This window comes from Allobosea sp. (assembly GCF_051860145.1).
In the GTDB taxonomy this organism is placed as follows: domain Bacteria; phylum Pseudomonadota; class Alphaproteobacteria; order Rhizobiales; family Beijerinckiaceae; genus Allobosea.
On record NZ_JBHYEM010000007.1, the window covers coordinates 42069 to 63078 of the forward strand.

The window sequence follows — 21010 nt, forward strand, 5'->3', positions numbered from 1 at the left end:
GTCCATGCGGGTCAGCACGATGCCGGTCAGCCCGACGCGGGCGTCGAAGGCGCGCGCCGTGTTGACCGCGTCCTGGCCGGTCAGCGCGTCGGCGACGAGCAGCACCTCGTGCGGGCTGGTGGCCGCCTTCACCTCGGCGACTTCCGCCATCAGCGTGTCGTCGAGCGTGACGCGGCCGGCCGTGTCGAGCATCACGCCGTCGAAGCCGCCGAGCTTGCCGGCCTCGATCGCGCGCCGCGCGATCTGCACGGCGCTCTGGCCGGCGACGATCGGCAGGGTGTCGACGCCGACCTGCTGACCGAGGATGGCGAGCTGCTCCATCGCGGCTGGACGGCGCGTGTCGAGCGAGGCCATCAGCACCCGCTTCTTGTTGCGGTCGGTCAGGCGCTTGGCGATCTTGGCGGTCGAGGTCGTCTTGCCCGAGCCCTGCAGGCCGACCATCAGAATCGGCACCGGCGGCACGGAGTCGAGCGTGATGCCCTCGCCCTCGCCGCCAAGCGTGTCGATCAGGACGTCATTGACGATCTTGATGACCTGCTGGCCGGGCGTGACCGATTTCAGGACCTCGGCGCCGACGGCCCGCTCGCGCACCTTCTCGGTGAAGCTGCGCACCACCTCGAGCGCGACGTCGGCCTCCAGCAGCGCCCGGCGCACCTCGCGCAAAGCGGCGTTGACGTCGTCCTCGGTCAGCGAGCCCCTGCGGGTCAGGCCCGAGAGGATGCCGGAAAGTCTGTCGCTCAACGTGCCGAACATGCGGCCCCTTGTCGGTTGCATACGGTTCTGTCAGCCAACAAAACGGACATCATCCCCAAACGGTTTCGCGCCCGAGGGCGCGGACGCGCTGTCGGGCGTTGACCTCCGGGCTCGTGGAAGCGCACTGCGCGGCCCGGTCGGCGGATGCGGTCTCGTCGATGTCGGCGAAACGGATGGCCGGGTTAAAGCGTCAGAATGTGGCGAAAGTCAAGGTCGGCGCGCGATCGGCGGCATTCTCGCCGCGATTGGCAGCTAGCCCGCCCTGCCCGATGACACCTCTCGAGTCGAAGCCGCCGATGAAAGCTCTTGCCGTCCCCCTCCTCGCCGTCACTGCTCTCGCCGCCGGCTGCGCGACGCAGCCACGCCCGACCCGTCCGCTCGACGGGAAAGCAGTCGAGCGTCTGGCCGCCGTCCGGGTCGATCCGGGCGCCGCGAGCAGGATCCTGAACGCCTATCGGGCCCAGAACGGCCTGAGCCCGATCCGGCTCGACCCGGCACTCACCGCGATGGCCCAGCACCAGGCCGATGCGATGGCGGCCGGCAACGCACTCTCGCATGATGTCGGCGGCAGCTTCTCCTCGCGCGTCCACGCCGCCGGCATCGACGCCGCCCGCACCGCCGAGAATCTCGGCGGCGGCTATTACTCGACCGAGGAGGCTTTCGCCGGCTGGCGGAAATCCGCGGGGCATGACGCCAATCTCAGGATGCCGCAGGCGACGCGCTTCGGCATCGCCCTGGCCAAGGATCCGGGCACGACCTATCGCGCCTATTGGGCGCTGGTGATCGCGGGCGAGCCCGAGCAGAGGCGGACGCTGGATGCAGGACCACTCGTTCCGGTGGAAACCTTGCGCAGACCGCGCGCTCAAGGTGACAGGCGTTTGAGCGGAGGCTAGGGATCGCGCTCCCTTGTCCGAACCGGATCGCACCATGCGCCACATTGCCTTGAAGTCGCTTACCCTGGCCGCCATCGCCCTGCCTGCCGGTCTCTCCGAGGCCCAGGCCCAGCCCTGCGCCACCAATTTCAAATCGGCGGGCGTGCCGATGATCTCGACCATCACCTACCGGACCTGGGACCTGATCCCCAACCGCAAGCCCGCCGCCGTGCTGGGCCCGCTCGCCCGCGCTGTGGCAGCCGACGGCTTCGACAATGTCCAGACCGACAAGGCCGGCGGGGTGATCACCGCCATGCAGGAGGTGACCGGCTCGGGACGGCCGCAATTCCTGCGCGTCACCGCGAAGGCCAGCGGCCCGGCCACCCGCGTCGACATCGTCTTCACCGTACAGGCCGGCCAGATCGCCGAGGAGAACGGCACCCGCTCGGCCATGTGCAAGATCATCGCGAGCGCCCGCCGCTGAGCGACGGCGCCATCTGACACCAGCCGCCGCGGCTGAACCCCCGCGGCGGCCTCTTTACAAAGCCCCGTGACTGGGGATTGCTCCGCCTCCCGCTACCGGAGCCTCGCGCCATGACCATCGAAACCTGGGCCGCCTTCGCCGCCGCCACCGCCGTCCTGCTGGTCATCCCGGGCCCGACCATCCTGCTGGTGATTTCCTATGCGCTCGGCCAGGGCTGGCGCACCGCCTTCCCGATGGCGGTCGGCGTCGCGCTCGGCGATTTCACCGCGATGACGCTCTCGATGCTCGGCGTCGGGGCCCTGCTCGCCACCTCCGCCACCGTGTTCACGGCCCTGAAATGGGTCGGCGCGGCCTATCTGGTCTATCTCGGCGTAAAACTCTTCCGCGCCGGCGGTAGCCTGAACGCCGAGCCGCGCAAGGACGCCACCTCGGCGCTCAAGATGCTCGGCCATGCCTGGCTGGTGACGGCGCTCAACCCGAAGGGCATCACCTTCTTCGTCGCCTTCCTGCCGCAGGTCCTCGACGCCAAGGCCGATTTCTGGACGCAGATGCTGATCTTCGAGGCGACCTTCATCACGCTCGCCTTCGCCAACGCGCTCGGCTATGCGCTGATCGCCTCGCGGGCCCGCTCGGTGGTCAGCAATCCTCGTGCGATCGGCCTGTTCAACAAGGCGGGCGGGACCCTGCTCGTCGGCGCCGGCATCGCGACCGTCGCGATGCGCTCGGGAAGTAATTGACCCGCAGGAGCGCGCTCCATGCCTGCCGCCAAGGATCCGGCCACGCTCGATTTCTATGCGAATGAGGCCGACGCTTATGCTGCCCGCGGGCAAGAGGCCAACCGCTCATGGCTCGACCGGTTCGGTTCCGCGCTTCCGCCCGGCGGGCATGTCCTCGAACTGGGCTGCGGCGCAGGCCAGGATAGCGAGGCCCTGCTGTTCCGCGGCTTCGACGTGACGCCGACCGATGGCTCGCCGGAACTCGCTGCACGGGCAGCGCAACGCCTGGGGAGGCCGGTACCCACATTGCTCTTCGAGGATCTCGTAGCGAAGCAGGCATTTGACGGCATCTGGGCCAATGCCTGCCTGCTGCATGTTCCGCGCGAGGCCCTGCCCGCCATCATCGGCCGGGTGCAGGCTGCCCTGAAGCCCGGGGGAGTGTTCTATGCCAGCTTCAAGGCTGGCGGCGCGGAGGGGCGGGACCGGTTTGGCCGCTACTACAACTATCCCTCGAAGGAATGGCTCCCGGCCGCCTATGGGCCGGTCGGCTGGCGCGAAATCGAGATCAGCCAGGAGGCGGGGAGCGGCTACGATCGCGAGCCGACCGACTGGCTGCATGTGCTGGCGATCAAGATGCCGTGACGGCTCCGTGGTCGCGGTGGCCGGGACGGCCAGCCTGCGTCAGGATCGCGGGACTTGACCTTGCGCCAGTGCGCCCCACCTCTCCCGCCATGACTCGCACCATGAACCGCCGCAAGCTTCTTTCCTTCCTCGGCATCACCGCCTTGCTCGGTTCGACCGGCTTCGCCTGGGCCGCCATCACCCGCTCGCGCAATCCCTATTACCAGGGGCCGATCACCGAGAACTTCGACGGGTTGCGCTTCAGCGACGGGCGCACCGTCAACAAGGGCCTGCTCGACGTCCTGAAATGGCAGACCTCGAAGCGCCAGCGCGAGGCCTTCCCGGCCCGCTATCCCGCCCCGCCGCAGGACAAGCCTCCGGCCCGCGTCGAGTCCTTACGCGTCGTCCATCTCGGCCATGCCTCGTTCCTCTATCAGGTGGCCGGGCTCAACCTGCTGGTCGACCCGGTCTATGCCGAGCGCGCCAGCCCTTTCTCCTTCGCCGGCCCGCGCCGCGTCAACGCGCCAGGCGTCGCCTTCGCCGACCTGCCGAAGATCGACGTCGTGCTGGTCACCCACAACCACTACGACCATCTCGACCTTGGGACGCTCGCGGCGCTCCACCAGCGCGACCAGCCGCGCATGATCATGCCGCTCGGCAACGATACCATCGTGAAGGCGCGCAATCCCGAGATCCGCGCCGAGGCGCATGACTGGAACACGAAGCTCGCGCTCTCCGACGCCGTCTCGATCATCCTCGCGCCGACCTATCACTGGTCGGCGCGCGGCGCCTTCGACCGGCGCATGGCGCTCTGGTGCTCCTTCGTGATCGAGACGCCGTCGGGGCGGCTCTTCCATATCGGCGACACCGGCTACCACGACGGCTCGCTCTATGAGCGCATCGGCGCCGAATACGGCCCCTTTCGGCTGGCGGCCCTGCCGATCGGCGCCTATGAGCCGCGCTGGTTCATGGGCGACAACCACATGAATCCCGAGGAGGCGGTCAAGGTCATGCTCGCGCTCAGGGCCGAGCAGGCGCTCGGCCACCACTGGGGCACCTTCCAGCTCACCGACGAGGGCGTCGAGCGGCCGCCGGAAGCGCTGAAGCTCACGCTGGCCGCAGCAGGCCTGCCCGAGGAGCGCTTCAGGCCGATGCGTCCGGGACTGAGCTGGGAGGCGTGACACGCCCCGCCGAAGCGCCGCGCGTCATGCTCGCCCTCGTGGCGAGCATCCACATCTTGAACGTACCCCGCACGACGGAAGGCGTGGATGGTCGGGACAAACCCGACCATGACGGCAAGCCCGCCTATTGCGGCTGCACGTAGACGTTGATCTCGAGATTGGGGTCGGCCGGATCGTTGAGATCGCTGACATATTCCTCGAGGAAGGCGTCCTTCACCTTGATGTTCTTCGCTTCGAGATAGGCCGTGATCGTCTCATAGGTCGAATCGATGTCGTCATAGGGCGCCGTGTGCACGAAGCGCAGCGAGGGACCGGCCGGGCTCGTGCCGGCGCGGATGCCCTCGCCGAGCGGCGCGCCTGCATCCGGCGCGCGCGCGACCGGCAGCATCGCCTCGAACCGGAAGCCGTTGTCGTCGGTCTCGACGAACAGCGTCAGAGGCCGGCCGGCAACCGCCAGCCCTGCTTTCGCGGCCTGCTCGCGCAGGGACTTGAAGCTCTCGGACAGGCGCTGGAAGCCCTGGTCCCAGCTCGCCTGCCCCGACAGCATCAGCACCGGCTTGGCGACGAGCAAAACCTCGTCGACATCGCTCGGATCTCCCGGCTTGCCGGCCATGGTCGCGTTGGGGTTGGGGACGCCGGTCGATTGCGGCGTCGTCACCGGCGGAGCCGGCGATTGGCTCGGCGCGGGCAAGGTCGGCGGCGGCTGCACGGGCTGCGGCTCGAGCGGGCCTTGCGGGCTCGGCGCCGGCTGGACCGGTTGCGGCGTGACCGGCCCCTGCGGGCTCGGCGGCGGCTGGACCGGCTCTGGCGATGGCGTGGCCTGGGCAGGCACGGCGCCGGGCGGTGGCGCCAATGGCGCTGCCTCGACCGGCGTCGGCGGCGCCACCCTGGTCTGGGCCGAGGCCGGGACAAGGGCGCTGAGCGCACCAGCGAGAGCCAGTATTACAACCCGGATATGCCGCATCGTGGTGGCCCTGACAGAGAGGAGCGATTCGCGCCCTTTGCGGCGCAGCATAGGATGTCCGTCGTCACGCAGGAACGGCCGCAATGCTGGCTTTTTCGCGTCGCCTCCCTCATATAGCCGCTCTTTGTTGGACATGTGACCGAATGAACGCATTGGCGCATCGCCGGTTCCTCAAGATGAACGGGCTCGGCAACCAGATCACGGTGCTCGACCTGCGCGGCACGAAGCTCATGGTGAGCGACGCGGAAGCCCGCGCCATCGCCGCCGAGCCGCGCGCCCGCTTCGACCAGCTTATGGTCCTGCACGATGCGCGCACGCCCGGCACCGACGCCTTCGTCAAGATCTACAACAGCGACGGCTCCGAGGCCGGCGCCTGCGGCAACGGCACGCGCTGCGTCGCCTGGGCGATGCTGGCCGATGCCGAAATGGGCAGGCCCGGCCGCCGTGAGCTGCTGCTCGAGACCAGAGCGGGGCTGCTGCCCGCAACCCGGATCGACGACCTCACCTTCACCGTCGACATGGGCGCGCCGAGGCTGGCCTGGGACGAGATCCCGCTCGCCGACCCCTTCCACGACACCAGCCGCTTCGAGCTTCAGATCGGCCCGATCGACGCGCCGATCCTGCACACGCCCTGCGCCGTCAACATGGGCAACCCGCACGCGGTCTTCTTCGTCGACGACCCCTACGCCTTCAACCTGGAGCAGATCGGCCCGCTGCTGGAGAACCACCCGATCTTCCCCGACAGGGCCAATATCGAGCTCGCCGCGGTGACGGCGCCCGACCATATCGTGCTGCGCGTCTGGGAGCGCGGCGCCGGCATCACCCAGGCTTGCGGCTCGGGCGCCTGCGCCGCCCTCGTCGCCGCCGTGCGCCGCGAATTGTCGGAGCGCAAGGCGGTGGTCAGCCTGCCGGGCGGCGATCTCACCATCGAATGGCGCGAGAGCGACGGCCATGTCCTGATGACCGGGCCGGTCGCATTCGAATGGGACGGCACCTTCGCCCCCGCCCTCTTCGAGAACGCGGCCTGATGGCGCTCGACGTCATCACCTTCGGCTGCCGGCTCAACATCGTCGAGAGCGAGGCGATCCGGAACGAGGCGCAGGCCGCGGGCCTGCGCGACCTTGCCATCGTCAACACCTGCGCCGTCACCAATGAGGCGACGCGGCAGGCCCGCCAGGCGATCCGCCGCCTCAAGCGCGAGCAACCCGACCGGCCGGTCGTGGTCACCGGCTGCGCCGCGCAGATCGACGCCGCCGGCTTCGCCGCGATGCCGGAGACCGCGCGCGTCATCGGCAATGCCGAGAAGATGCGGGCCGAAACCTGGGCGGCGCTCGCCCGCTCGAACAGCCTCGCCGCCGACGCTCCCTCCCCCGAGGAGAAGACCACCGTCGCCGACATCATGGCCGAGACCCGGCTGACCACGCTCGCGCTGCGCGGCTTCGCAGCGCATACGCGCGGCTTCGTCCAGGTCCAGAACGGCTGCGACCATCGCTGCACCTTCTGCGTCATCCCCTATGGCCGCGGCAATTCCCGCTCCCTTCCGGTCGAGGCCGTGATCGCCCAGGCCCGCAGCCTCGTCGAGAACGGCGCGCGCGAGCTCGTGCTGACCGGCGTCGACCTGACGAGCTATGGCCGCGACCTGCCGGACGCGCCCGGCCTAGGCACGCTCGTCGGAGCCCTGCTGCGCGCCCTGCCGGACCTGCAGCGCCTACGGCTCTCCTCGATCGACGCGGTCGAGGTCGATGACGCGCTGCGCGAGCTGATCGCCACGGAATCGCGGCTGATGCCGCATCTGCATCTCTCGCTCCAGCATGGCGACGACCTGATCCTGAAGCGGATGAAGCGCCGGCACGGCCGCGACGACGCCATCCGCTTCTGCGCCGAGATGCGCGGCTTGAGACCGGACATCGTCTTTGGCGCCGACCTGATCGCCGGCTTCCCGACCGAGGACGAGGCGATGTTCGCCCGCTCGCTCTCGCTGATCGGGGAATGCGGCCTGGCCTATGTCCATGTCTTCCCGTATTCGGCCCGCCCAGGGACGCCGGCGGCGCGTATGCCGCAACTGCCGGGCGAGATCGTGAGCGAACGCGCCGCGCGCCTGCGCGCCGCCGCGGCAACCGCCCATGCCGGCCACCTGCAGGCCCGGATCGGCCGGCCGCTCAAGGTGTTGACCGAGCGCGGCAATACCGGCCGGGCCGAGGATTTCACGCTGCTGCGCTTCGAGCGCGATGTCGCTGCCGGCGAGATCATCACCGCCGAGGGATTTCGCGCCGAGCGGAACGCCTTGCTGGCCGCCTGAGATCGGCCGGCCCGACGTTTTTCAGCGGGCGCTGCCCCGCACCCGCTGGACCTGGTTGTTGCAATAGCCGCGCGGGTTCCAGACCATCTCCAGCGGCTGCGCGCGGCCTTCAGCGTCGGTGGCGCGGGCCATGACCGTCACGATGCCCGCTTGCCCCGCCATCATCGTCGCGCTGAAGGGCCGCCAGGCGAAATCGCCCTCGCCGGCGCCGAGCTCCGCCTGATGCCACGTCTCGCCGCCATCGCTGGAAACGGCGACCGAGGCAACGGGCACCGCACCGCTCCAGGCAAAGCCTCTCACGCCAAACGCAGCCCCGACGGCGACCGCGAAACCCGCGAGCGGTGCGGTGATCAATGACTTCACCGGCATGTCAGTGATCACTTCGAAGCTGCTCGCATCGATCGGCTCACCGGGGGCCACCGGTGCGCCCGGCAGGCGGTAATCGGTGCCGCGCATCTTCTCGCCGTCATGCTCGCAGGGGCGGATCGTGATTCGCTCCAGCCATTTCTGCCAGGCCGAGCCGGGATAGCCGGGCGCGACGATCCGCAACGGTCCGCCATGCAGGCGCGGCAGCGGCTCGCCGTTCATCTCGAACGCGACCAGCGTCTCCGGGCTCAGGGCCTTGGCGATGGGCAGGCCGCGCGACAGCGCCGGCCGGGCCTCGTCCTTGATCAGCCGGTCCGGGCTGTGATGCGCCGTGTAGAACGCGCCCGGCCGCAGCCCGGCATCGACGAGCAGATCCCTGAGACGCACCCCGGTCCAGCGCGCACAGCCGACCGCGCCCAGCCGCCATGGCAGCCCGTCGGTCGGCGGCGAGAACTGCACGCGGCCATTGCCGGCGCATTCGAGCACCGAGGTGACGGTCACCACCTCGAAGCGCCGTTGCAAATCGTCGAGCGACCATGTCGCCGGCCGCTCGACCTCGCCATCGAGCGTCAGCCTCCACGCTTCCGGCGCGTCGATATCCGGCAGCGCGCCATTGTTGCGGATGAAGAAGGCGTCGACCGGCGTGATCGGCTGATCGAGCAGCCCGATCTCCGGTTCGGCGTTCAGCGCCTCCTCGTCATGGACGTAGAGGCCGGGCTTGAGGCGCCGCAGCAGCGGTAATTCAACGAGACGGCGAGGCAACGGCCACCTTTTGCGGAAGGACTTGATGCCGCGCGTCCGCAACGGCCGGTTTCGCAGCGGACGCTAGTCAAGCCCAGCCCGCTAATCAAGCGGCCAAGCGCTCAAGTTTTCGGCGCGACCTCCTCGCGCAAGGCACGGCGCAGCACCTTGCCGACATTGGTCTTGGGCAAGCTCTCGCGGAAGACGATATGCTTCGGGACCTTGTAGCCGGTCAGGTTCTCCTTGCAGAAACTGCGCAGCGCCTCCGACGTCAGCGCCTGATCCTTCTTGACGACGAAAGCGGTCACCGCCTCCCCGGAATGCTCGTCCGGCAGGCCGATGACGGCAGCCTCGAGCACGCCGGGATGCGTCGCGAGCACATCCTCGACCTCGTTCGGATAGACGTTGAAGCCGGAGACCAGGACCATGTCCTTCATCCGGTCGACGATCTTGATCTGGCCGTCCGGCAGCATGATGCCGACATCGCCCGAGCGGAAGAATCCGTCCGGCGTCATCACCTTGGCGGTCTCGTCTGGCCGCTGCCAGTAGCCGACCATCACCTGCGGCCCGCGAATGCAGACCTCGCCGGGCTCGCCGAGCGGCATCTCGTTGTTCTCGGCATCGCGGATGGCGAAATCGGTCGACGGCAGCGGAAAGCCGATCGTGCCGGTGAACTCGGCGATGTCGGGCCGGTTCGCGGAGGCCACGGGCGAGGTCTCGGACAGGCCGTAGCCCTCAACGATCGGCCGGCCGGTCACGTCCTTCCAGCGCTTGGCGACGACGGCCTGCGTCGCCATGCCGCCGGCGACCGCGAAGCGCAGTTCCGAGAAATCGACGCCCTTGATCTCGGGATGGGTGGCGAGCGCGTTGTAGAGCGTGTTGACGCCGGAGAAGAGCGTGATGCGGCTGGTCTTCAGCGTCTTGACGAAGCCGGCGATGTCGCGTGGGTTGGCAATCAGCAGCCCCTTGGCGCCGATGCGCAGCATGAACATGCAGCAGCAGGTCAGCGCGAAGATGTGATAGAGCGGCAGCGCCGTCACCATCACGTGTTGGTAGTCGCTGCGGCCGAGCGGCGGCTCGAGCCCCCAGCCCAGCCAGAGCGCGCATTGCTCGACATTGGAGGCGACGTTGCGGTGGCTCAGCGTCGCGCCCTTCGCGACGCCGGTGGTGCCGCCGGTATATTGCAGGAACGCGATATCGTCCGGCGAAACCACGACCGGCTGCATCGTCGCCGGCCGCGACAGGATGTCCTTCAGCGCCAGTGCGCCCGGCAAGTTGAACGGCTTGACCACCTTCTTGATGCGGCGGGCGACGAAATTGACGATCGTGCCCTTGAAGCCCATCAGGTCGCCGGCGGTCGCCAGGATGATGGCGTCGAGCTTCAGGTTGGGCCGCGCCTCCTCGACGACATGGGCAAAGTTCTCGATCACCACCAGCGCGCGGGCGCCGGAATCGTTGAGCTGGTGAGTGAGCTCGCGCGCGGTGTAGAGCGGGTTGACATTGACCACGGTGAAGCCGCCGAGCAGCGCCCCGAAGATCGTCGCCGGATAGGCCAGGATATTAGGCATCATCAGCGCGATCCGGTCGCCCTTCTGGAAGCCGCGCCCCTGCAGCCAGGCGGCGAAGCTCTGCGCCGCCCGCCCGATCTCGGCGAAGCTCAGGGACTTGCCGAAACTCTCGAAGGCCGGCCGCTCGGCATAGGTCTCGCAGGCATTCCGGATCAGGTCCGCCAGGGTCCCCACCCTGGCTTCGTCGATCTGCGGCGGCACGGCCGTCGGATAATGCGCCAACCAGGGCCGTGGATCGGGCTTCGCCTGCGCGGCGCTCGTCGCGTTCATCGTCGCTCCTCCCAGGTCGCGGCATTCGCCTTTTGTCGCTGGCGTTTCTGCCTAGTTATGACCCTACAGTGCGAAACCAGAACGGCGGGCGCAAGCACCCGCCGTTCTTTCATTCGCAAAAGGTTCATATATGAACCTTTTTGGTCACACCGACATGGTCAGCGGCCCTGGGCCAGGGCATGTGCGGACACTACCGCATCGGCCGATTTACCGGCGAGTTCGGCGAGATGGTCGAAGCGCAGGCTGAAGGAGCCGACACCCGACGTGGCCGAGCGCAGCTCGACGATCAGCCCGCCCATTTCGGCCTCAGGCAGCAGCGCGTTGATCTGGTCCCAGCCGCGCCAGCCGGGCCGCGCGTCATAGCCGAGGATCTGGCCGCGGCGAGCCGAGACGATGGCCGAAGCGCGCGACATCGCATCGGACGGGATCACGACCTCGACGGCGAGGATCGGCTCGAGCAGGACCGGTTTCGCTTGCGGCACCGCCTCCGACATCGCCAGCCGCGCCGCCTGGCGGAACGCCATGTCGGAGGAATCGACCGTATGATACGACCCGTCCGTCAGCGTGACCTCGATATCGACGAGTGGGAAGCCGAGCGGACCGTGCTGGCAGAAATCCCGCACCCCGGCCTCGACCGAGGAGATGTATTGCCGCGGCACCACCCCGCCGGTGATCTTGTCGACGAAGCGGATGCCCTGGCCGCGCTCCAGCGGGGCGACCTCCAGCACGACGTCGCCATATTGGCCATGGCCGCCGCTCTGCTTGCGATGCCGGCCCCGCGCGCTCGCCTTGCCGCGGATGGTCTCGCGATAGCCGATCGCCGGCGCATGGCTCTCGACCGCGACGCCGTAGCGCCCCGAGAGCCGCTCCATCGTCACGCGCAGATGCATCTCGCCCTGGCCCGACAGGCGCATCTCGCCGAATTCCGGCAGATGTTCGACCAAGAGCGCCGGGTCCTCCTCGGCGACGCGCCCGAGCGCGGCGGTCAACCTGACATCGTCCTTGCGATCCCTGACGCTGATGCCGAGCGCATGCACGGACTCGGGCGGCGCGACCGAGCTCACCAGGCCGGGCCGCGCCTTGCCGGCGGCCAGCGCCTCGCCGGTCTTGACGCCCTCCAGCCGGGCGAAGGCCGCGACCTCGCCCTCCTCGGCTGCGGGCTTGCGGGTCTGCTCGGAGCCCTTCAGCGCGATGACGCCGCCGATCCGCGTCTCGACACCACCGGAGGTGGTCACGACGTCGCCTTCCGCCAGTCGCCCGCGCAGCACCCGCGCGAGCGAGACCTTGCCGCCCTGCCCCGAATGCCAGGTCTTCATCACCTGCGCCAAAGGCGCGCCATCCGCGACGACGCCGATGCGCCCACGCGTCTCGGCCAGGCCCGGAGCCTCATGGCGCAACGCCTTGAGCAGCCGCGTCACGCCGTTGCCGCGCTCGGCCGAGCCGATCAGCACCGGCACGACATGGCGCTCCTTCAATTCGCGGGCGAGGTCGTCGAAGACCAGGTCGCGCGGCGGCTCGATGTCGCCGAGCAGATCCTCCATCAGCCCGTCATCGTAATCCGCGAGCTTTTCGAGCATCGAGAAGCGCGCATCCTTCTCGCGCCCGACATCGTCGGAGCCCCGCGGCACGATCTCGCTCGGCGCATGCTCGCGATAGATGAAGGCGCGTTCGAGAGCGAGGTCGATGAAGCCGACCGCGATGCCCTTCTGCCAGATCGGAATCTGGCGCAGCAGCAGCGGCGTGCGCGAGGCGCGCTGCAGGATCGCCAGCGTCTCGCGCACCCGGCGCGTCGCGGTGTCGATCTTGTTGAGGAAGAGGAAGCGCGGGATGTCCGCCTCCTCGAGCTCGCGGAGCACGAGCTCGAGCGCCGGCGCCTTGCGGTCGTCGGCCTCGCAGACCACGACCGCGGCATCCACGGCAGGCAGCACGTGCCGCATCTCGTGCAGGAACTCGACCGAACCGGGGCAATCGATGAAACTGTAGCGCTCCCCCAGGAAATCGACGGTGGCCACGTTCGGTTCGGTGCTCATCTGGTGCGCGCGCGCCTCGGCGCTGGCGTCGCCGATGCTGTTGCCGGTCTTGACCGAACCGGCACGCGACAGCGCCCCGCATCGCTCCAGGATGCCTTCGAGCAGGGTCGTCTTGCCGCTCTGGAAGGGACCGACGATGGCGATGCATCGCGGCCCCGAAGCTCTATTACCGGTGGCGGAACCTCCATTGCCTGACGTCGCAGCCATAGCGTCCTCCTTCGGGTGAGGCCGCGCAGGAATGCGGGACAGATGTCCGTCCGACGCGGCGAAAGACCGGCGGGAACGATGGCACAACGCCCACGCCGGGAAGGCGGCGGTCGCTCAGGCCCGACAGGGTCGGGCGGCCGTCGAAGAGGGATGTCGAAATTGAGGTTCGCGCTTACCGGAGCCAGGCGCAAGCGGAATATTCCGCGGCCGGCAGGCAAGTTGTCGCCCCTGCCAAGACAAGGTCGTTCCTCATGGCAGGAAGCGAGCCACTACGCTCGGCGAGCCGACCTCGGCCGGGCATGGACCCCACTCCGGAGGACAGCCATGCTCAAAGTCATCGCTCAGGACTTCATCAAGGTCGAGGCCGTCGCCCTCGTCACGCCGCTCTATGCCGAGCTCGTCGAAAAGACGCGGCGCGAAGTGCTCTGCCGATCCTATGATCTCTTCGTCGACCAGAAGGATCCGGGCCATTTCGTCTTCATCGAGGAATGGCCCGACCGCGCCGCCCTGGACGCGCATTGCCGGACGGAGCATTTCACGCGGCTCGTCCCGCTGATCAACGCGCATCAAAGGCAGAAGGGAACCTTCATCCTGATGGAGCCTTTCGCCCGCTAGGACCGGATGCGTTCAGCTGGAATCGCAAAGCGATCCATCTGAAAGCTGAATCGATCTCTCATCGGAAGCGCGAGTTGGATCGACGCGAAGGGCCGGTCCGACTTGCTCGCGCCCTGCTCCGAGGTTCAGCGATTGCGCCGCTCGCCGCGCAGCGTCGAGAGCCCGATGCCGACCGCATCGAAACCGCCATCGACGGCGAGGACCTGGCCGGTGACATAGCTCGCCTTGGCGCTGCACAGGAAGAAGATCGCCTCGGCCAGCTCCTCCTCCAGCCCGTAGCGGTTGAGCGGGATCGCGTCGTGGTAGTCGGCGCGGATCTCCTTGCTGTGCACGGCCTTGGCCATGGCGGTGTCGACCGGGCCGGGCGCGACGGCATTGACGCGGATGCCGAGGCTGGCGAACTCGGCCGCCTGCTGCTTGGTGAGATGGGCGAGGCCCGCCTTGCTGGTGCCGTAGGCGACGCGCAGCGTCGAGGCGCGCAGGCCCGAGATCGAGGTGATGTTGACGATCGCCCCGCCGCCATTGCCGGCCATCAGCGGCGCCGCCGCCTGGCTGCACAGGAACGGGCCGGTCAGGTTGACCGCGAGCACGCGCTGCCATTCCTCGTAGCTCGTCTCCAGCATCGGCTTGAACACGGCCGTGCCGGCATTGTTGACGAGGATGTCGAGCCGCCCGAAATGCTCGGCGCATTGCTCGAAGGCGGCCGCGACGGCGACCGGATCGGCGACATCGCAGGTCAGCGCCAGGGTCGCCGTCGGCGCGTCGAGCTCGGCCATGGCCTGGGCCAGCGTCACCGCGTCGATATCGAGCAGCGCGACGCGCCAGCCCTCAGCGAGGAAACGCTTCGTCGTCGCCAGGCCGATGCCGCGCGCGGCGCCGGTGACGAGGGCGACCAGGGGAGTGTCTTGCGGCATGAGGGCGGTCCTGGGCAGCGAGGGCGGATCGGGTTCCGGCGAGGATATGCACCCTCGGCCCCATCGACGCAAAGCCGCAGCCGCATGCGAGATGCAGCGTTGCCTGCGGGCGGCCGCGACGGCAGGATGGCGGGACAGCGGGAGAGAGCCGAGATGGCGAGAATAGCGAGCTGCGCCTGCGGAAACCTGCGCGCGACCTGCACCGGCGAGCCGAGAAAGGTCTCGCTGTGCCATTGCCTCGCCTGCCAGCGCCGCACCGGCTCGACCTATGGCATAGCCGCCTTCTTCGGGCGGGAGGACGTCCAGGTCGATGGCCCGAGCAAATGCTACACCCGCCAGGGCGACAGCGGCTTTGCGGTGCGGCACTATTTCTGCCCCGATTGCGGCTCGACGGTGTTCTGGGAGCCGCTGCGCCGGCCCGAGCTCATCGCTGTCGGCGTCGGCTCCTTCGCCGATCCCAGCTTCCCGGCGCCGAGCCAGGCTGTCTATGGCGAATACCGGCATCCCTGGGTCGCCGAACAGAGCTGATCCGGCTCGACAAACGCCTCGCCCTCCTGTAAGGCCCGGCACTCAACTGAAAACAGCGAGCCGAAAGCCCGCGCCCCGGCGCGAACACGGCCATGGAGAGACCCATGAACATCATCGAGCAGCTCGACCAGGAGCAGATCGCCAAGCTCCGCGAAGGCAAGGAAATCCCCCATTTCCAGCCGGGCGACACCGTGCAGGTCAACGTCAAGGTCAAGGAAGGCGAGCGCAGCCGCGTCCAGGCCTATGAAGGCGTCGTGATCGCGCGCAATGGCGGCGGCCTGAACGAGGCCTTCACCGTCCGCAAGATTTCCTATGGCGAGGGCGTCGAGCGCGTCTTCCCGCTCTACTCGCCGAACATCGATTCCATCAAGGTGGTGCGCAAGGGCAAGGTCCGCCGCGCCAAGCTCTATTACCTGCGCGATCGCCGCGGCAAGTCGGCCCGCATCGCCGAGCGCGTCGAGGCGCGTCCCGCCAAGGGCGACAAGTCGGCCGCGAAGTAAGCGCCGGCCTTATTCGGTTACGTCGTTCGAACGCGGTCCCTCGGGGCCGCGTTCTGCGTTTGAAGAACCAGCGCAGCGCTATTCCGATTGGCCGAAGGTCATGTCCCGCCGCGCGGTCAGGATACTGATCGAGTAGCCGGCGACGACATCGACCAGCGCCATCAGCGTGATGATCAGGAAGGTGCCGGTGCCGAAGCCCGGAACCAGCAGGAAGCAGCCGGCGCAGGCGATGAAGACCAGCATCGACAGGCCGTGATTGAGGATCGAGCTCGATTTGGCGCTGGTCGCGTTCATGATCTCGAAGAACAGCACGATCGTCGCCACGGCGAGCAGGAGCTCGCTCACGGTCAGGACGAAGCGCGTGCCGGAGGGCAGCCCGAAACCGAGCACCTCATTGGCGAGCGGCACGCCCGTGACCGCGACGGTGACGGCATAGGCGATGACCGCCACTACCATGAATGGAAAGAAGCGCAGCATCTCGGAGCCCGTCCCGTTCGCAAAGCGTCACAACCCTGGCCATCCTTACCAGCAACAGGCGCGCTTGGCACAGGCCCCGCTCCCATGAGCGGGCAGCGTGACGGGAGCGCGTCAGGCGCCGTCGGCGCGGCCTTTCGCTCGATTGCCGCCACACTCTGGAACTGTTAGAACCTCGTCATGACGCGAGCCCGACAGATCGAGGATGGCAGCCGTTGCGCAGTGCGCCGCGAGGCGAACCTGCGCCGCATCCCGACGACGCAAGGCTTCGCGGCGCTGCACGACCATGCACGCCTGCCCTGGCGCTTCTTCGGCCGCTTCACGGCGTCGATTGCCGCAGGCCTTACGCGCGCCTGAGACCGGCCCCTCGGCCGGCGACAGGCCGTTGCGATGCGCCAGCCGGCTCGACGCCGGCACTAAAAATTTCCAGACCGAGGCTTACCGACATGACGTCGCCCACCGCCCCCCGTACGCTTTACGACAAGATCTTCGACGACCATATCGTCGACCGCCAGGAAGACGGCACCTGCCTGCTCTATATCGATCGCCACCTCGTCCATGAGGTCACGAGCCCACAGGCCTTCGAGGGCCTGCGCATGACCGGCCGCAAGGTCCGCGCGCCCGAGAAGACGCTGGCCGTCGTCGACCACAACATCCCGACGACCGACCGCAAGGCCGGCATCGCCGAGGAGGAGAGCCGCATCCAGGTCGAGGCGCTCGCCAAGAACGCCAGGGATTTCGGCGTCGAGTATTTCAACGAGCTCGATATCCGCCAGGGCATCGTCCATATCGTCGGCCCCGAGCAGGGCTTCACCCTGCCCGGCACCACGATCGTCTGCGGCGACAGCCACACCTCGACCCATGGCGCCTTCGGCGCGCTGGCGCACGGCATCGGCACCTCCGAGGTCGAGCATGTGCTCGCCACCCAGACGCTGATCCAGAAGAAGGCCAAGAACATGCTCGTCCAGGTGGACGGCGCTCTGGTCAAGGGCGTCACCGCCAAGGACATCACGCTCGCCATCATCGGCGAGATCGGCACCGCCGGCGGCACCGGCTCGGTCATCGAATATGCCGGCGACGCCATCCGCGCCCTGTCGATGGAAGGCCGCATGACGGTCTGCAACATGGCCATCGAAGGCGGCGCGCGGGCTGGCATGGTCGCGCCCGACGAGAAGGCCTTCGCCTATCTCAACGGCCGCCCGAAGGCGCCCAAGGGTGCCGCCTGGGACGAGGCGGTGCGCTACTGGGAGACGCTGCGCAGCGACGAGGGCGCGCATTTCGACCGCATCGTCAAGCTCGACGCCGCCAACCTGCCGCCGATCGTCTCCTGGGGCACGAGCCCGGAGGACGTGATCTCGGTCGCGGGCGTGGTGCCGGATCCCGACCAGATTCCGGAAGAGACCAAGCGCTCGTCGAAATGGCGCGCGCTCGACTATATGGGCCTGAAGCCGGGCACCAGGATGGTCGATATCCCGCTCGACGTGATCTGGATCGGCTCCTGCACCAATGGCCGCATCGAGGATCTGCGCGCCGTCGCCAGGATCGTCGAGGGCAAGAAGATCGCGGGCTCGCTCGATTACGCCATGATCGTCCCCGGCTCCGGCCTGGTGAAGCAGCAGGCCGAGGAAGAGGGTCTCGACAAGATCTTCCTCGCCGCCGGTTTCGAATGGCGCGAGCCCGGCTGCTCGATGTGCCTCGGCATGAACCCCGACCAGCTCAAGCCCGGCCAGCGCGCTGCCTCGACCTCGAACCGCAATTTCGAGGGCCGGCAGGGCTTCAAGGGCCGCACGCATCTGGTCTCGCCGCAAATGGCGGCGGCCGCTGCGCTCGTCGGCCATTTCGTCGACGTCAGGCAGCTGGGCTGATGGCGGCGCGGGGAGCACGGTCATGACCGGCGATCCCCGCGAGGCTGCTCGCGCCGCCGAGGCGAAGGAAGCGCTCGAACGCGTCAAGCGCGACCAGGAGGGGCTGCTCGGCTCCTCCATGGCCCGCGCCGCCGACCATTTCTCGGCCAAGGACGCGCCCGAGGATGACAGGATCGAGCTCTGGGGGCGGCGCATCGGCCGCTCGATCTCGCTGGTCCTCGTCGTGCTGCTCGCCTGGTGGCTGGGGCATCAGCTCAAGATCTGGTGATGGGAACCGTGCCGTCGATCAAGGCTTCAGCCAGCGCCTCGGCTTCCGCCGAGGCGTCGTCCGAATTCGCCTGGGACGACGTCAAGGCGCCGTCCACCGGCGATTTCGAAGCCCTCGCCCAGAAGGCCTATGACCGGCTGCCGGACGAGTTCCGCGCGCTCTGCGCCGATCTCGTCATCAACGTCACGGAATTTCCCGAGGACGACGTGCTGAAGGAGCTCGAGGTCGAGAGCCCCTTCGACATTCTCGGCCTCTTCAGCGGCATCGGCCTGCCGCAGCAGGGCTCCGGCCCGCAGACCGGGCAGATGCCGAACCTGATCCATCTCTACCGGCGGCCGATCCTCGACTACTGGGCCGAGCATGACGAGAGCCTGGGCGCCATCGTCACCCATGTCCTCGTCCACGAGATCGGCCACCATTTCGGCTTCTCGGATGAAGACATGGAAGCGATCGAAGCCGGGGCGGAGCGATAGGCGATGCAGCGGAGCAACGGATAATGCTGGACGATCTGATCCGCCATCTGCCGGACCTGGCTTTGGTCTATTCGGCGTTCTTCCTCGCGGTCGCCAGTCCCGGCCCGAGCAACCTCGCCGTCATGGCGACGTCGATGGAACGCGGCCGGCGGGCCGGGCTGACGCTGGCGCTCGGCGTCACCACCGGCTCGCTGACCTGGGGCATTCTGGCGGCCATCGGCGTCTCGGCCCTGATCGTGGCCCATCCCGGCGCGCTCTACACGATCAAGATCATCGGCGGCCTCTATCTGCTCTATCTCGCCTGGCGCTCGGCGCGTTCGGCGATGCAGGCCGAGATGCCGCCGCCGAAGGCCGCCGTCTCAGGGCATCGCACCTATCTGCGCGGCTACCTGATGCATCTCACCAATCCCAAGGCGATCCTGAGCTGGACGGCGATCATCGCGCTCGGCCTGCGGCCCGGGGCGCCGGCGGTGATCGTCTATGCCATCATCATCGGCTGCCTGATGATCTCGCTGCTGATCAACCAGGGCTATGCCCTGCTGTTCTCGACCCCATCCATGATCGCCGGCTATCGCAGGATCCGCCGCCGGGCCGAGGCCTGCCTTTCGGCCTTCTTCGCCTTTGCCAGTTTCAAGCTCCTGACGGCGCAGCTCTGAAGCACGCCGTCGATCACGCACCGATATCCTGACCAGAAAGACCTGTTGGAGTCCTCGCCATGCAGCCCTTCACCACCCTGACCTCGACGCCCGCCCCGCTGAAGGTGATCAATGTCGACACCGACATGATCATCCCCAAGCAGTACCTGAAGACGATCAAGCGCACCGGGCTCGGCACCGCGCTCTTCGCCGAGATGCGCTACAAGGAGGACGGTTCGGAGAATGCCGATTTCGTCCTGAACCAGCCGGCCTACCGCAAGTCCGAGATCCTCGTCGCCGGCGACAATTTCGGCTGCGGCTCCTCGCGCGAGCATGCGCCCTGGGCCCTGCTCGACTTTGGAATTCGCTGCGTGATTTCAACGTCTTTCGCCGATATCTTCTACAATAACTGCTTCAAGAACGGCATCCTGCCGATCGTGGTGAAGCCGGAAGATCTGGAGAAGCTCTTCGACGATGCCGAACGCGGCTCGAACGCGACCCTGACGGTCGACCTCGAGAAGCAGGAGATCAAGGGTCCCGACGGCGGCACCGTGACATTCGACATCGACCCCTTCCGCAAGCACTGCCTGCTGAACGGCCTCGACGATATCGGCCTGACCATGGAGAAGGCGCCGAAGATCGACGCCTATGAGGCCAAGATCGCCAATCGCAGCTGGGCCTGAAGCCCCACTCCAGCACAAAAAAGCCGCCACGCCGGGAGGCGTGGCGGCCCTTCTAGGCGGGTCGGATCAGGCCCTTACATTGCCGGCAGCGCCGCGACATCGCGCACCGGCGCGTTCAGGCCGGTCACCTTGCCCATCATCGAAGCCTTGCCCGTCGCGAGATCGACCTTGTGCAGGGCGCCGTCGGCCAGGAGCCAGCCGGTATTGCCGCCCGAGGCGTCGGTCTCGATGTCGAAGGCGATCGCCTTCGGCATCACGCCGAGCTTGCCGACCGCGCCGAGCACGCCGTCATTCGGCGGCGCCTGCTTCAGCAGACCGCCGATCTTGGCGTCGATGTCGTAGAGCGCGGTCTCCTTCGTTCCCTTGACGGAATTGGTGTAGGCGCCGGCGACGATCATCGGCGCCTCGCCCTTGTGCATGTCGGTCTCGGCGAACTTGAGCTTGCCGTCGACCGTCGTCTTGCCGTCATCGACATTAACGCGCAGGTTCGTGCCGTCCGAGCCGATGACGCGCAGGCGGTCGGCGGCCGGGTTGAAATCGACGGTCGCCATCGCGCTCGCGGCGAGCACGGTGTCCATCTTCGACTTCATCGTCGCCTTCCCGCTGGCGGCGTCGATCGTGTAGATCGTGCCGTCGGTGGCGAGCGCGTAGAGCATGCCGTCGGCGGGGCGGACATCGATGCCGGCGATCTTGCCGTTGATGCCGGTGACCTTCATCGACTTGCCGGCCTTCTGCGTCGCCGTGTCGACCATGGTCAACGTGTTGTCGCCGGTGAGCGCAGCCAGCGTCCCGGCGGGCGCCGCGAAGGTGGCGGCGAAGGAAGCACCGAGAATCGTCGAGGCGATCAGCGCAAGGCGTGTGGCGCGTGCGGTCTGCATGGGGTTATCCTCCGGTTGGTGTCGCAATGTCCTGCGGGCAATTCGACGCCTCCCGGCGCACCGCCCAGGGTGGATAGCCCCGTGGCGAAGCGGCGGATGCGCAGA

Annotated in this window: 24 protein-coding genes; 16 read left to right on the forward strand and 8 right to left on the reverse strand. The window is 67.9% G+C overall.

All coding sequences use genetic code 11. The annotated features are described in order from the left end of the window. Positions 1 to 753, reverse strand: a 753-nt coding sequence (locus ACTIF2_RS13770) for a signal recognition particle receptor subunit alpha (RefSeq protein ID WP_439497654.1), incomplete at its 3' end; no start/stop codon positions are given. A gap of 296 nt (positions 754 to 1049) precedes the next feature. Here ACTIF2_RS13770 and ACTIF2_RS13775 point away from each other — a divergent pair. From ACTIF2_RS13775 to ACTIF2_RS13795, 5 genes are all read left to right on the forward strand, one after another. Continuing rightward, positions 1050 to 1646: a CAP domain-containing protein gene (locus ACTIF2_RS13775; RefSeq protein ID WP_439497655.1), complete on the forward strand. Its 597-nt coding sequence runs from the start codon at positions 1050 to 1052 to the stop codon at positions 1644 to 1646. A gap of 34 nt (positions 1647 to 1680) precedes the next feature. Next, entirely contained in the window at positions 1681 to 2109 is a 429-nt protein-coding gene (locus tag ACTIF2_RS13780; protein ID WP_439497656.1) for a hypothetical protein, read from the forward strand. A 110-nt stretch (positions 2110 to 2219) separates the two neighbouring features. After that, positions 2220 to 2846 (forward strand): LysE family translocator, encoded by a 627-nt coding sequence (locus ACTIF2_RS13785; RefSeq protein WP_439497657.1) that lies wholly within the window; start codon positions 2220 to 2222, stop codon positions 2844 to 2846. A gap of 18 nt (positions 2847 to 2864) precedes the next feature. After that, positions 2865 to 3467 (forward strand): class I SAM-dependent methyltransferase, encoded by a 603-nt coding sequence (locus ACTIF2_RS13790; RefSeq protein WP_439497658.1) that lies wholly within the window; start codon positions 2865 to 2867, stop codon positions 3465 to 3467. A 101-nt stretch (positions 3468 to 3568) separates the two neighbouring features. After that, the gene (locus ACTIF2_RS13795) at positions 3569 to 4627 is read left to right on the forward strand and encodes an MBL fold metallo-hydrolase (protein ID WP_439497659.1); all 1059 of its coding nucleotides are present in this window, start codon (positions 3569 to 3571) and stop codon (positions 4625 to 4627) included. A 124-nt stretch (positions 4628 to 4751) separates the two neighbouring features. On the opposite strand, the gene ACTIF2_RS13800 is transcribed toward ACTIF2_RS13795, so the two are convergent. Beyond that, positions 4752 to 5642: a GyrI-like domain-containing protein gene (locus tag ACTIF2_RS13800; protein ID WP_439497660.1), complete on the reverse strand. Its 891-nt coding sequence runs from the start codon at positions 5640 to 5642 to the stop codon at positions 4752 to 4754. Between the two features lie 92 nt (positions 5643 to 5734). Between ACTIF2_RS13800 and dapF the strand changes: the two genes are divergently transcribed. Continuing rightward, a complete protein-coding gene (gene dapF / locus ACTIF2_RS13805; protein ID WP_439497661.1) occupies positions 5735 to 6619 on the forward strand; it encodes a diaminopimelate epimerase in 885 nt (294 codons plus the stop codon). Continuing rightward, positions 6619 to 7890: a tRNA (N(6)-L-threonylcarbamoyladenosine(37)-C(2))-methylthiotransferase MtaB gene (mtaB, locus tag ACTIF2_RS13810; protein ID WP_439497662.1), complete on the forward strand. Its 1272-nt coding sequence runs from the start codon at positions 6619 to 6621 to the stop codon at positions 7888 to 7890. Before dapF ends, mtaB begins: the two co-directional genes overlap by 1 nt. Before the next feature lie 21 nt (positions 7891 to 7911). Here the strand turns inward: mtaB and ACTIF2_RS13815 are convergent, their stop codons facing one another. The 3 genes from ACTIF2_RS13815 to ACTIF2_RS13825 all read right to left on the reverse strand — a co-directional run bounded on the left by ACTIF2_RS13815 (position 7912) and on the right by ACTIF2_RS13825 (position 13072). Then, complete coding sequence (locus ACTIF2_RS13815) at positions 7912 to 9018, reverse strand: sulfite oxidase (RefSeq protein WP_439497663.1); 1107 nt, start codon at positions 9016 to 9018, stop codon at positions 7912 to 7914. A gap of 101 nt (positions 9019 to 9119) precedes the next feature. Then, positions 9120 to 10835, reverse strand: coding sequence for an AMP-binding protein (locus ACTIF2_RS13820; protein ID WP_439497664.1), 1716 nt, complete (start codon positions 10833 to 10835; stop codon positions 9120 to 9122). Between the two features lie 158 nt (positions 10836 to 10993). Further along, positions 10994 to 13072 carry an elongation factor G gene (locus tag ACTIF2_RS13825; protein ID WP_439497665.1) on the reverse strand — a complete coding sequence of 693 codons (2079 nt, stop codon included), beginning with the start codon at positions 13070 to 13072 and terminating at the stop codon, positions 10994 to 10996. A gap of 324 nt (positions 13073 to 13396) precedes the next feature. On the opposite strand from ACTIF2_RS13825, the gene ACTIF2_RS13830 reads away from it, so the two are divergent. After that, the gene (locus tag ACTIF2_RS13830; RefSeq protein ID WP_439497666.1) at positions 13397 to 13687 is read left to right on the forward strand and encodes a putative quinol monooxygenase; all 291 of its coding nucleotides are present in this window, start codon (positions 13397 to 13399) and stop codon (positions 13685 to 13687) included. Positions 13688 to 13812: 125 nt separating this feature from the next. Here the strand turns inward: ACTIF2_RS13830 and ACTIF2_RS13835 are convergent, their stop codons facing one another. Further along, positions 13813 to 14601, reverse strand: coding sequence for an SDR family NAD(P)-dependent oxidoreductase (locus tag ACTIF2_RS13835; RefSeq protein ID WP_439497667.1), 789 nt, complete (start codon positions 14599 to 14601; stop codon positions 13813 to 13815). Positions 14602 to 14754: 153 nt separating this feature from the next. On the opposite strand from ACTIF2_RS13835, the gene ACTIF2_RS13840 reads away from it, so the two are divergent. Both ACTIF2_RS13840 and rplS read left to right on the forward strand, forming a co-directional pair. Then, positions 14755 to 15129 carry a GFA family protein gene (locus tag ACTIF2_RS13840; protein ID WP_439497668.1) on the forward strand — a complete coding sequence of 125 codons (375 nt, stop codon included), beginning with the start codon at positions 14755 to 14757 and terminating at the stop codon, positions 15127 to 15129. A 104-nt stretch (positions 15130 to 15233) separates the two neighbouring features. After that, on the forward strand, positions 15234 to 15629 hold the full coding sequence (gene rplS, locus ACTIF2_RS13845; protein WP_439497669.1) for a 50S ribosomal protein L19: 396 nt from the start codon (positions 15234 to 15236) through the stop codon (positions 15627 to 15629). Between the two features lie 78 nt (positions 15630 to 15707). Here the strand turns inward: rplS and ACTIF2_RS13850 are convergent, their stop codons facing one another. Then, positions 15708 to 16106, reverse strand: coding sequence for a hypothetical protein (locus tag ACTIF2_RS13850; protein WP_439497670.1), 399 nt, complete (start codon positions 16104 to 16106; stop codon positions 15708 to 15710). A 177-nt stretch (positions 16107 to 16283) separates the two neighbouring features. Between ACTIF2_RS13850 and ACTIF2_RS13855 the strand changes: the two genes are divergently transcribed. From ACTIF2_RS13855 to leuD, 6 genes are all read left to right on the forward strand, one after another. Beyond that, entirely contained in the window at positions 16284 to 16460 is a 177-nt protein-coding gene (locus ACTIF2_RS13855) for a hypothetical protein (protein WP_439497671.1), read from the forward strand. A gap of 89 nt (positions 16461 to 16549) precedes the next feature. Beyond that, positions 16550 to 17968, forward strand: a complete 1419-nt coding sequence (leuC, locus tag ACTIF2_RS13860; RefSeq protein ID WP_439497672.1) for a 3-isopropylmalate dehydratase large subunit — start codon at positions 16550 to 16552, stop codon at positions 17966 to 17968. Positions 17969 to 17990: 22 nt separating this feature from the next. Beyond that, positions 17991 to 18236: a hypothetical protein gene (locus ACTIF2_RS13865; RefSeq protein WP_439497673.1), complete on the forward strand. Its 246-nt coding sequence runs from the start codon at positions 17991 to 17993 to the stop codon at positions 18234 to 18236. After that, positions 18236 to 18709, forward strand: coding sequence for a metallopeptidase family protein (locus tag ACTIF2_RS13870; RefSeq protein WP_439497674.1), 474 nt, complete (start codon positions 18236 to 18238; stop codon positions 18707 to 18709). Before ACTIF2_RS13865 ends, ACTIF2_RS13870 begins: the two co-directional genes overlap by 1 nt. Before the next feature lie 23 nt (positions 18710 to 18732). Next, a complete protein-coding gene (locus ACTIF2_RS13875) occupies positions 18733 to 19365 on the forward strand; it encodes a LysE family translocator (RefSeq protein WP_439497675.1) in 633 nt (210 codons plus the stop codon). Positions 19366 to 19424: 59 nt separating this feature from the next. Next, on the forward strand, positions 19425 to 20027 hold the full coding sequence (gene leuD, locus ACTIF2_RS13880) for a 3-isopropylmalate dehydratase small subunit (RefSeq protein ID WP_439497676.1): 603 nt from the start codon (positions 19425 to 19427) through the stop codon (positions 20025 to 20027). A 74-nt stretch (positions 20028 to 20101) separates the two neighbouring features. On the opposite strand, the gene ACTIF2_RS13885 is transcribed toward leuD, so the two are convergent. Beyond that, positions 20102 to 20905, reverse strand: coding sequence for a DUF4394 domain-containing protein (locus ACTIF2_RS13885; protein WP_439497677.1), 804 nt, complete (start codon positions 20903 to 20905; stop codon positions 20102 to 20104). Positions 20906 to 21010: the final 105 nt, after the last annotated feature.

Coding starts and splice junctions, on each gene's coding strand:
- ACTIF2_RS13795 (WP_439497659.1), top strand. CDS start 3,569: ATGAACCGCCGCAAGCTTCTTTCCTTCCTCGGCATCACCGCCTTGCTC.
- ACTIF2_RS13855 (WP_439497671.1), top strand. CDS start 16,284: ATGACGCGAGCCCGACAGATCGAGGATGGCAGCCGTTGCGCAGTGCGC.
- ACTIF2_RS13785 (WP_439497657.1), top strand. CDS start 2,220: ATGACCATCGAAACCTGGGCCGCCTTCGCCGCCGCCACCGCCGTCCTG.
- ACTIF2_RS13830 (WP_439497666.1), top strand. CDS start 13,397: ATGCTCAAAGTCATCGCTCAGGACTTCATCAAGGTCGAGGCCGTCGCC.
- leuC (WP_439497672.1), top strand. CDS start 16,550: ATGACGTCGCCCACCGCCCCCCGTACGCTTTACGACAAGATCTTCGAC.
- ACTIF2_RS13870 (WP_439497674.1), top strand. CDS start 18,236: ATGGGAACCGTGCCGTCGATCAAGGCTTCAGCCAGCGCCTCGGCTTCC.
- ACTIF2_RS13780 (WP_439497656.1), top strand. CDS start 1,681: ATGCGCCACATTGCCTTGAAGTCGCTTACCCTGGCCGCCATCGCCCTG.
- mtaB (WP_439497662.1), top strand. CDS start 6,619: ATGGCGCTCGACGTCATCACCTTCGGCTGCCGGCTCAACATCGTCGAG.
- ACTIF2_RS13775 (WP_439497655.1), top strand. CDS start 1,050: ATGAAAGCTCTTGCCGTCCCCCTCCTCGCCGTCACTGCTCTCGCCGCC.
- ACTIF2_RS13885 (WP_439497677.1), bottom strand. CDS start 20,905: ATGCAGACCGCACGCGCCACACGCCTTGCGCTGATCGCCTCGACGATT.
- ACTIF2_RS13790 (WP_439497658.1), top strand. CDS start 2,865: ATGCCTGCCGCCAAGGATCCGGCCACGCTCGATTTCTATGCGAATGAG.
- rplS (WP_439497669.1), top strand. CDS start 15,234: ATGAACATCATCGAGCAGCTCGACCAGGAGCAGATCGCCAAGCTCCGC.
- leuD (WP_439497676.1), top strand. CDS start 19,425: ATGCAGCCCTTCACCACCCTGACCTCGACGCCCGCCCCGCTGAAGGTG.
- dapF (WP_439497661.1), top strand. CDS start 5,735: ATGAACGCATTGGCGCATCGCCGGTTCCTCAAGATGAACGGGCTCGGC.
- ACTIF2_RS13840 (WP_439497668.1), top strand. CDS start 14,755: ATGGCGAGAATAGCGAGCTGCGCCTGCGGAAACCTGCGCGCGACCTGC.
- ACTIF2_RS13820 (WP_439497664.1), bottom strand. CDS start 10,835: ATGAACGCGACGAGCGCCGCGCAGGCGAAGCCCGATCCACGGCCCTGG.
- ACTIF2_RS13825 (WP_439497665.1), bottom strand. CDS start 13,072: ATGGCTGCGACGTCAGGCAATGGAGGTTCCGCCACCGGTAATAGAGCT.
- ACTIF2_RS13875 (WP_439497675.1), top strand. CDS start 18,733: ATGCTGGACGATCTGATCCGCCATCTGCCGGACCTGGCTTTGGTCTAT.
- ACTIF2_RS13850 (WP_439497670.1), bottom strand. CDS start 16,106: ATGCTGCGCTTCTTTCCATTCATGGTAGTGGCGGTCATCGCCTATGCC.
- ACTIF2_RS13800 (WP_439497660.1), bottom strand. CDS start 5,642: ATGCTGCGCCGCAAAGGGCGCGAATCGCTCCTCTCTGTCAGGGCCACC.
- ACTIF2_RS13865 (WP_439497673.1), top strand. CDS start 17,991: ATGACCGGCGATCCCCGCGAGGCTGCTCGCGCCGCCGAGGCGAAGGAA.
- ACTIF2_RS13835 (WP_439497667.1), bottom strand. CDS start 14,601: ATGCCGCAAGACACTCCCCTGGTCGCCCTCGTCACCGGCGCCGCGCGC.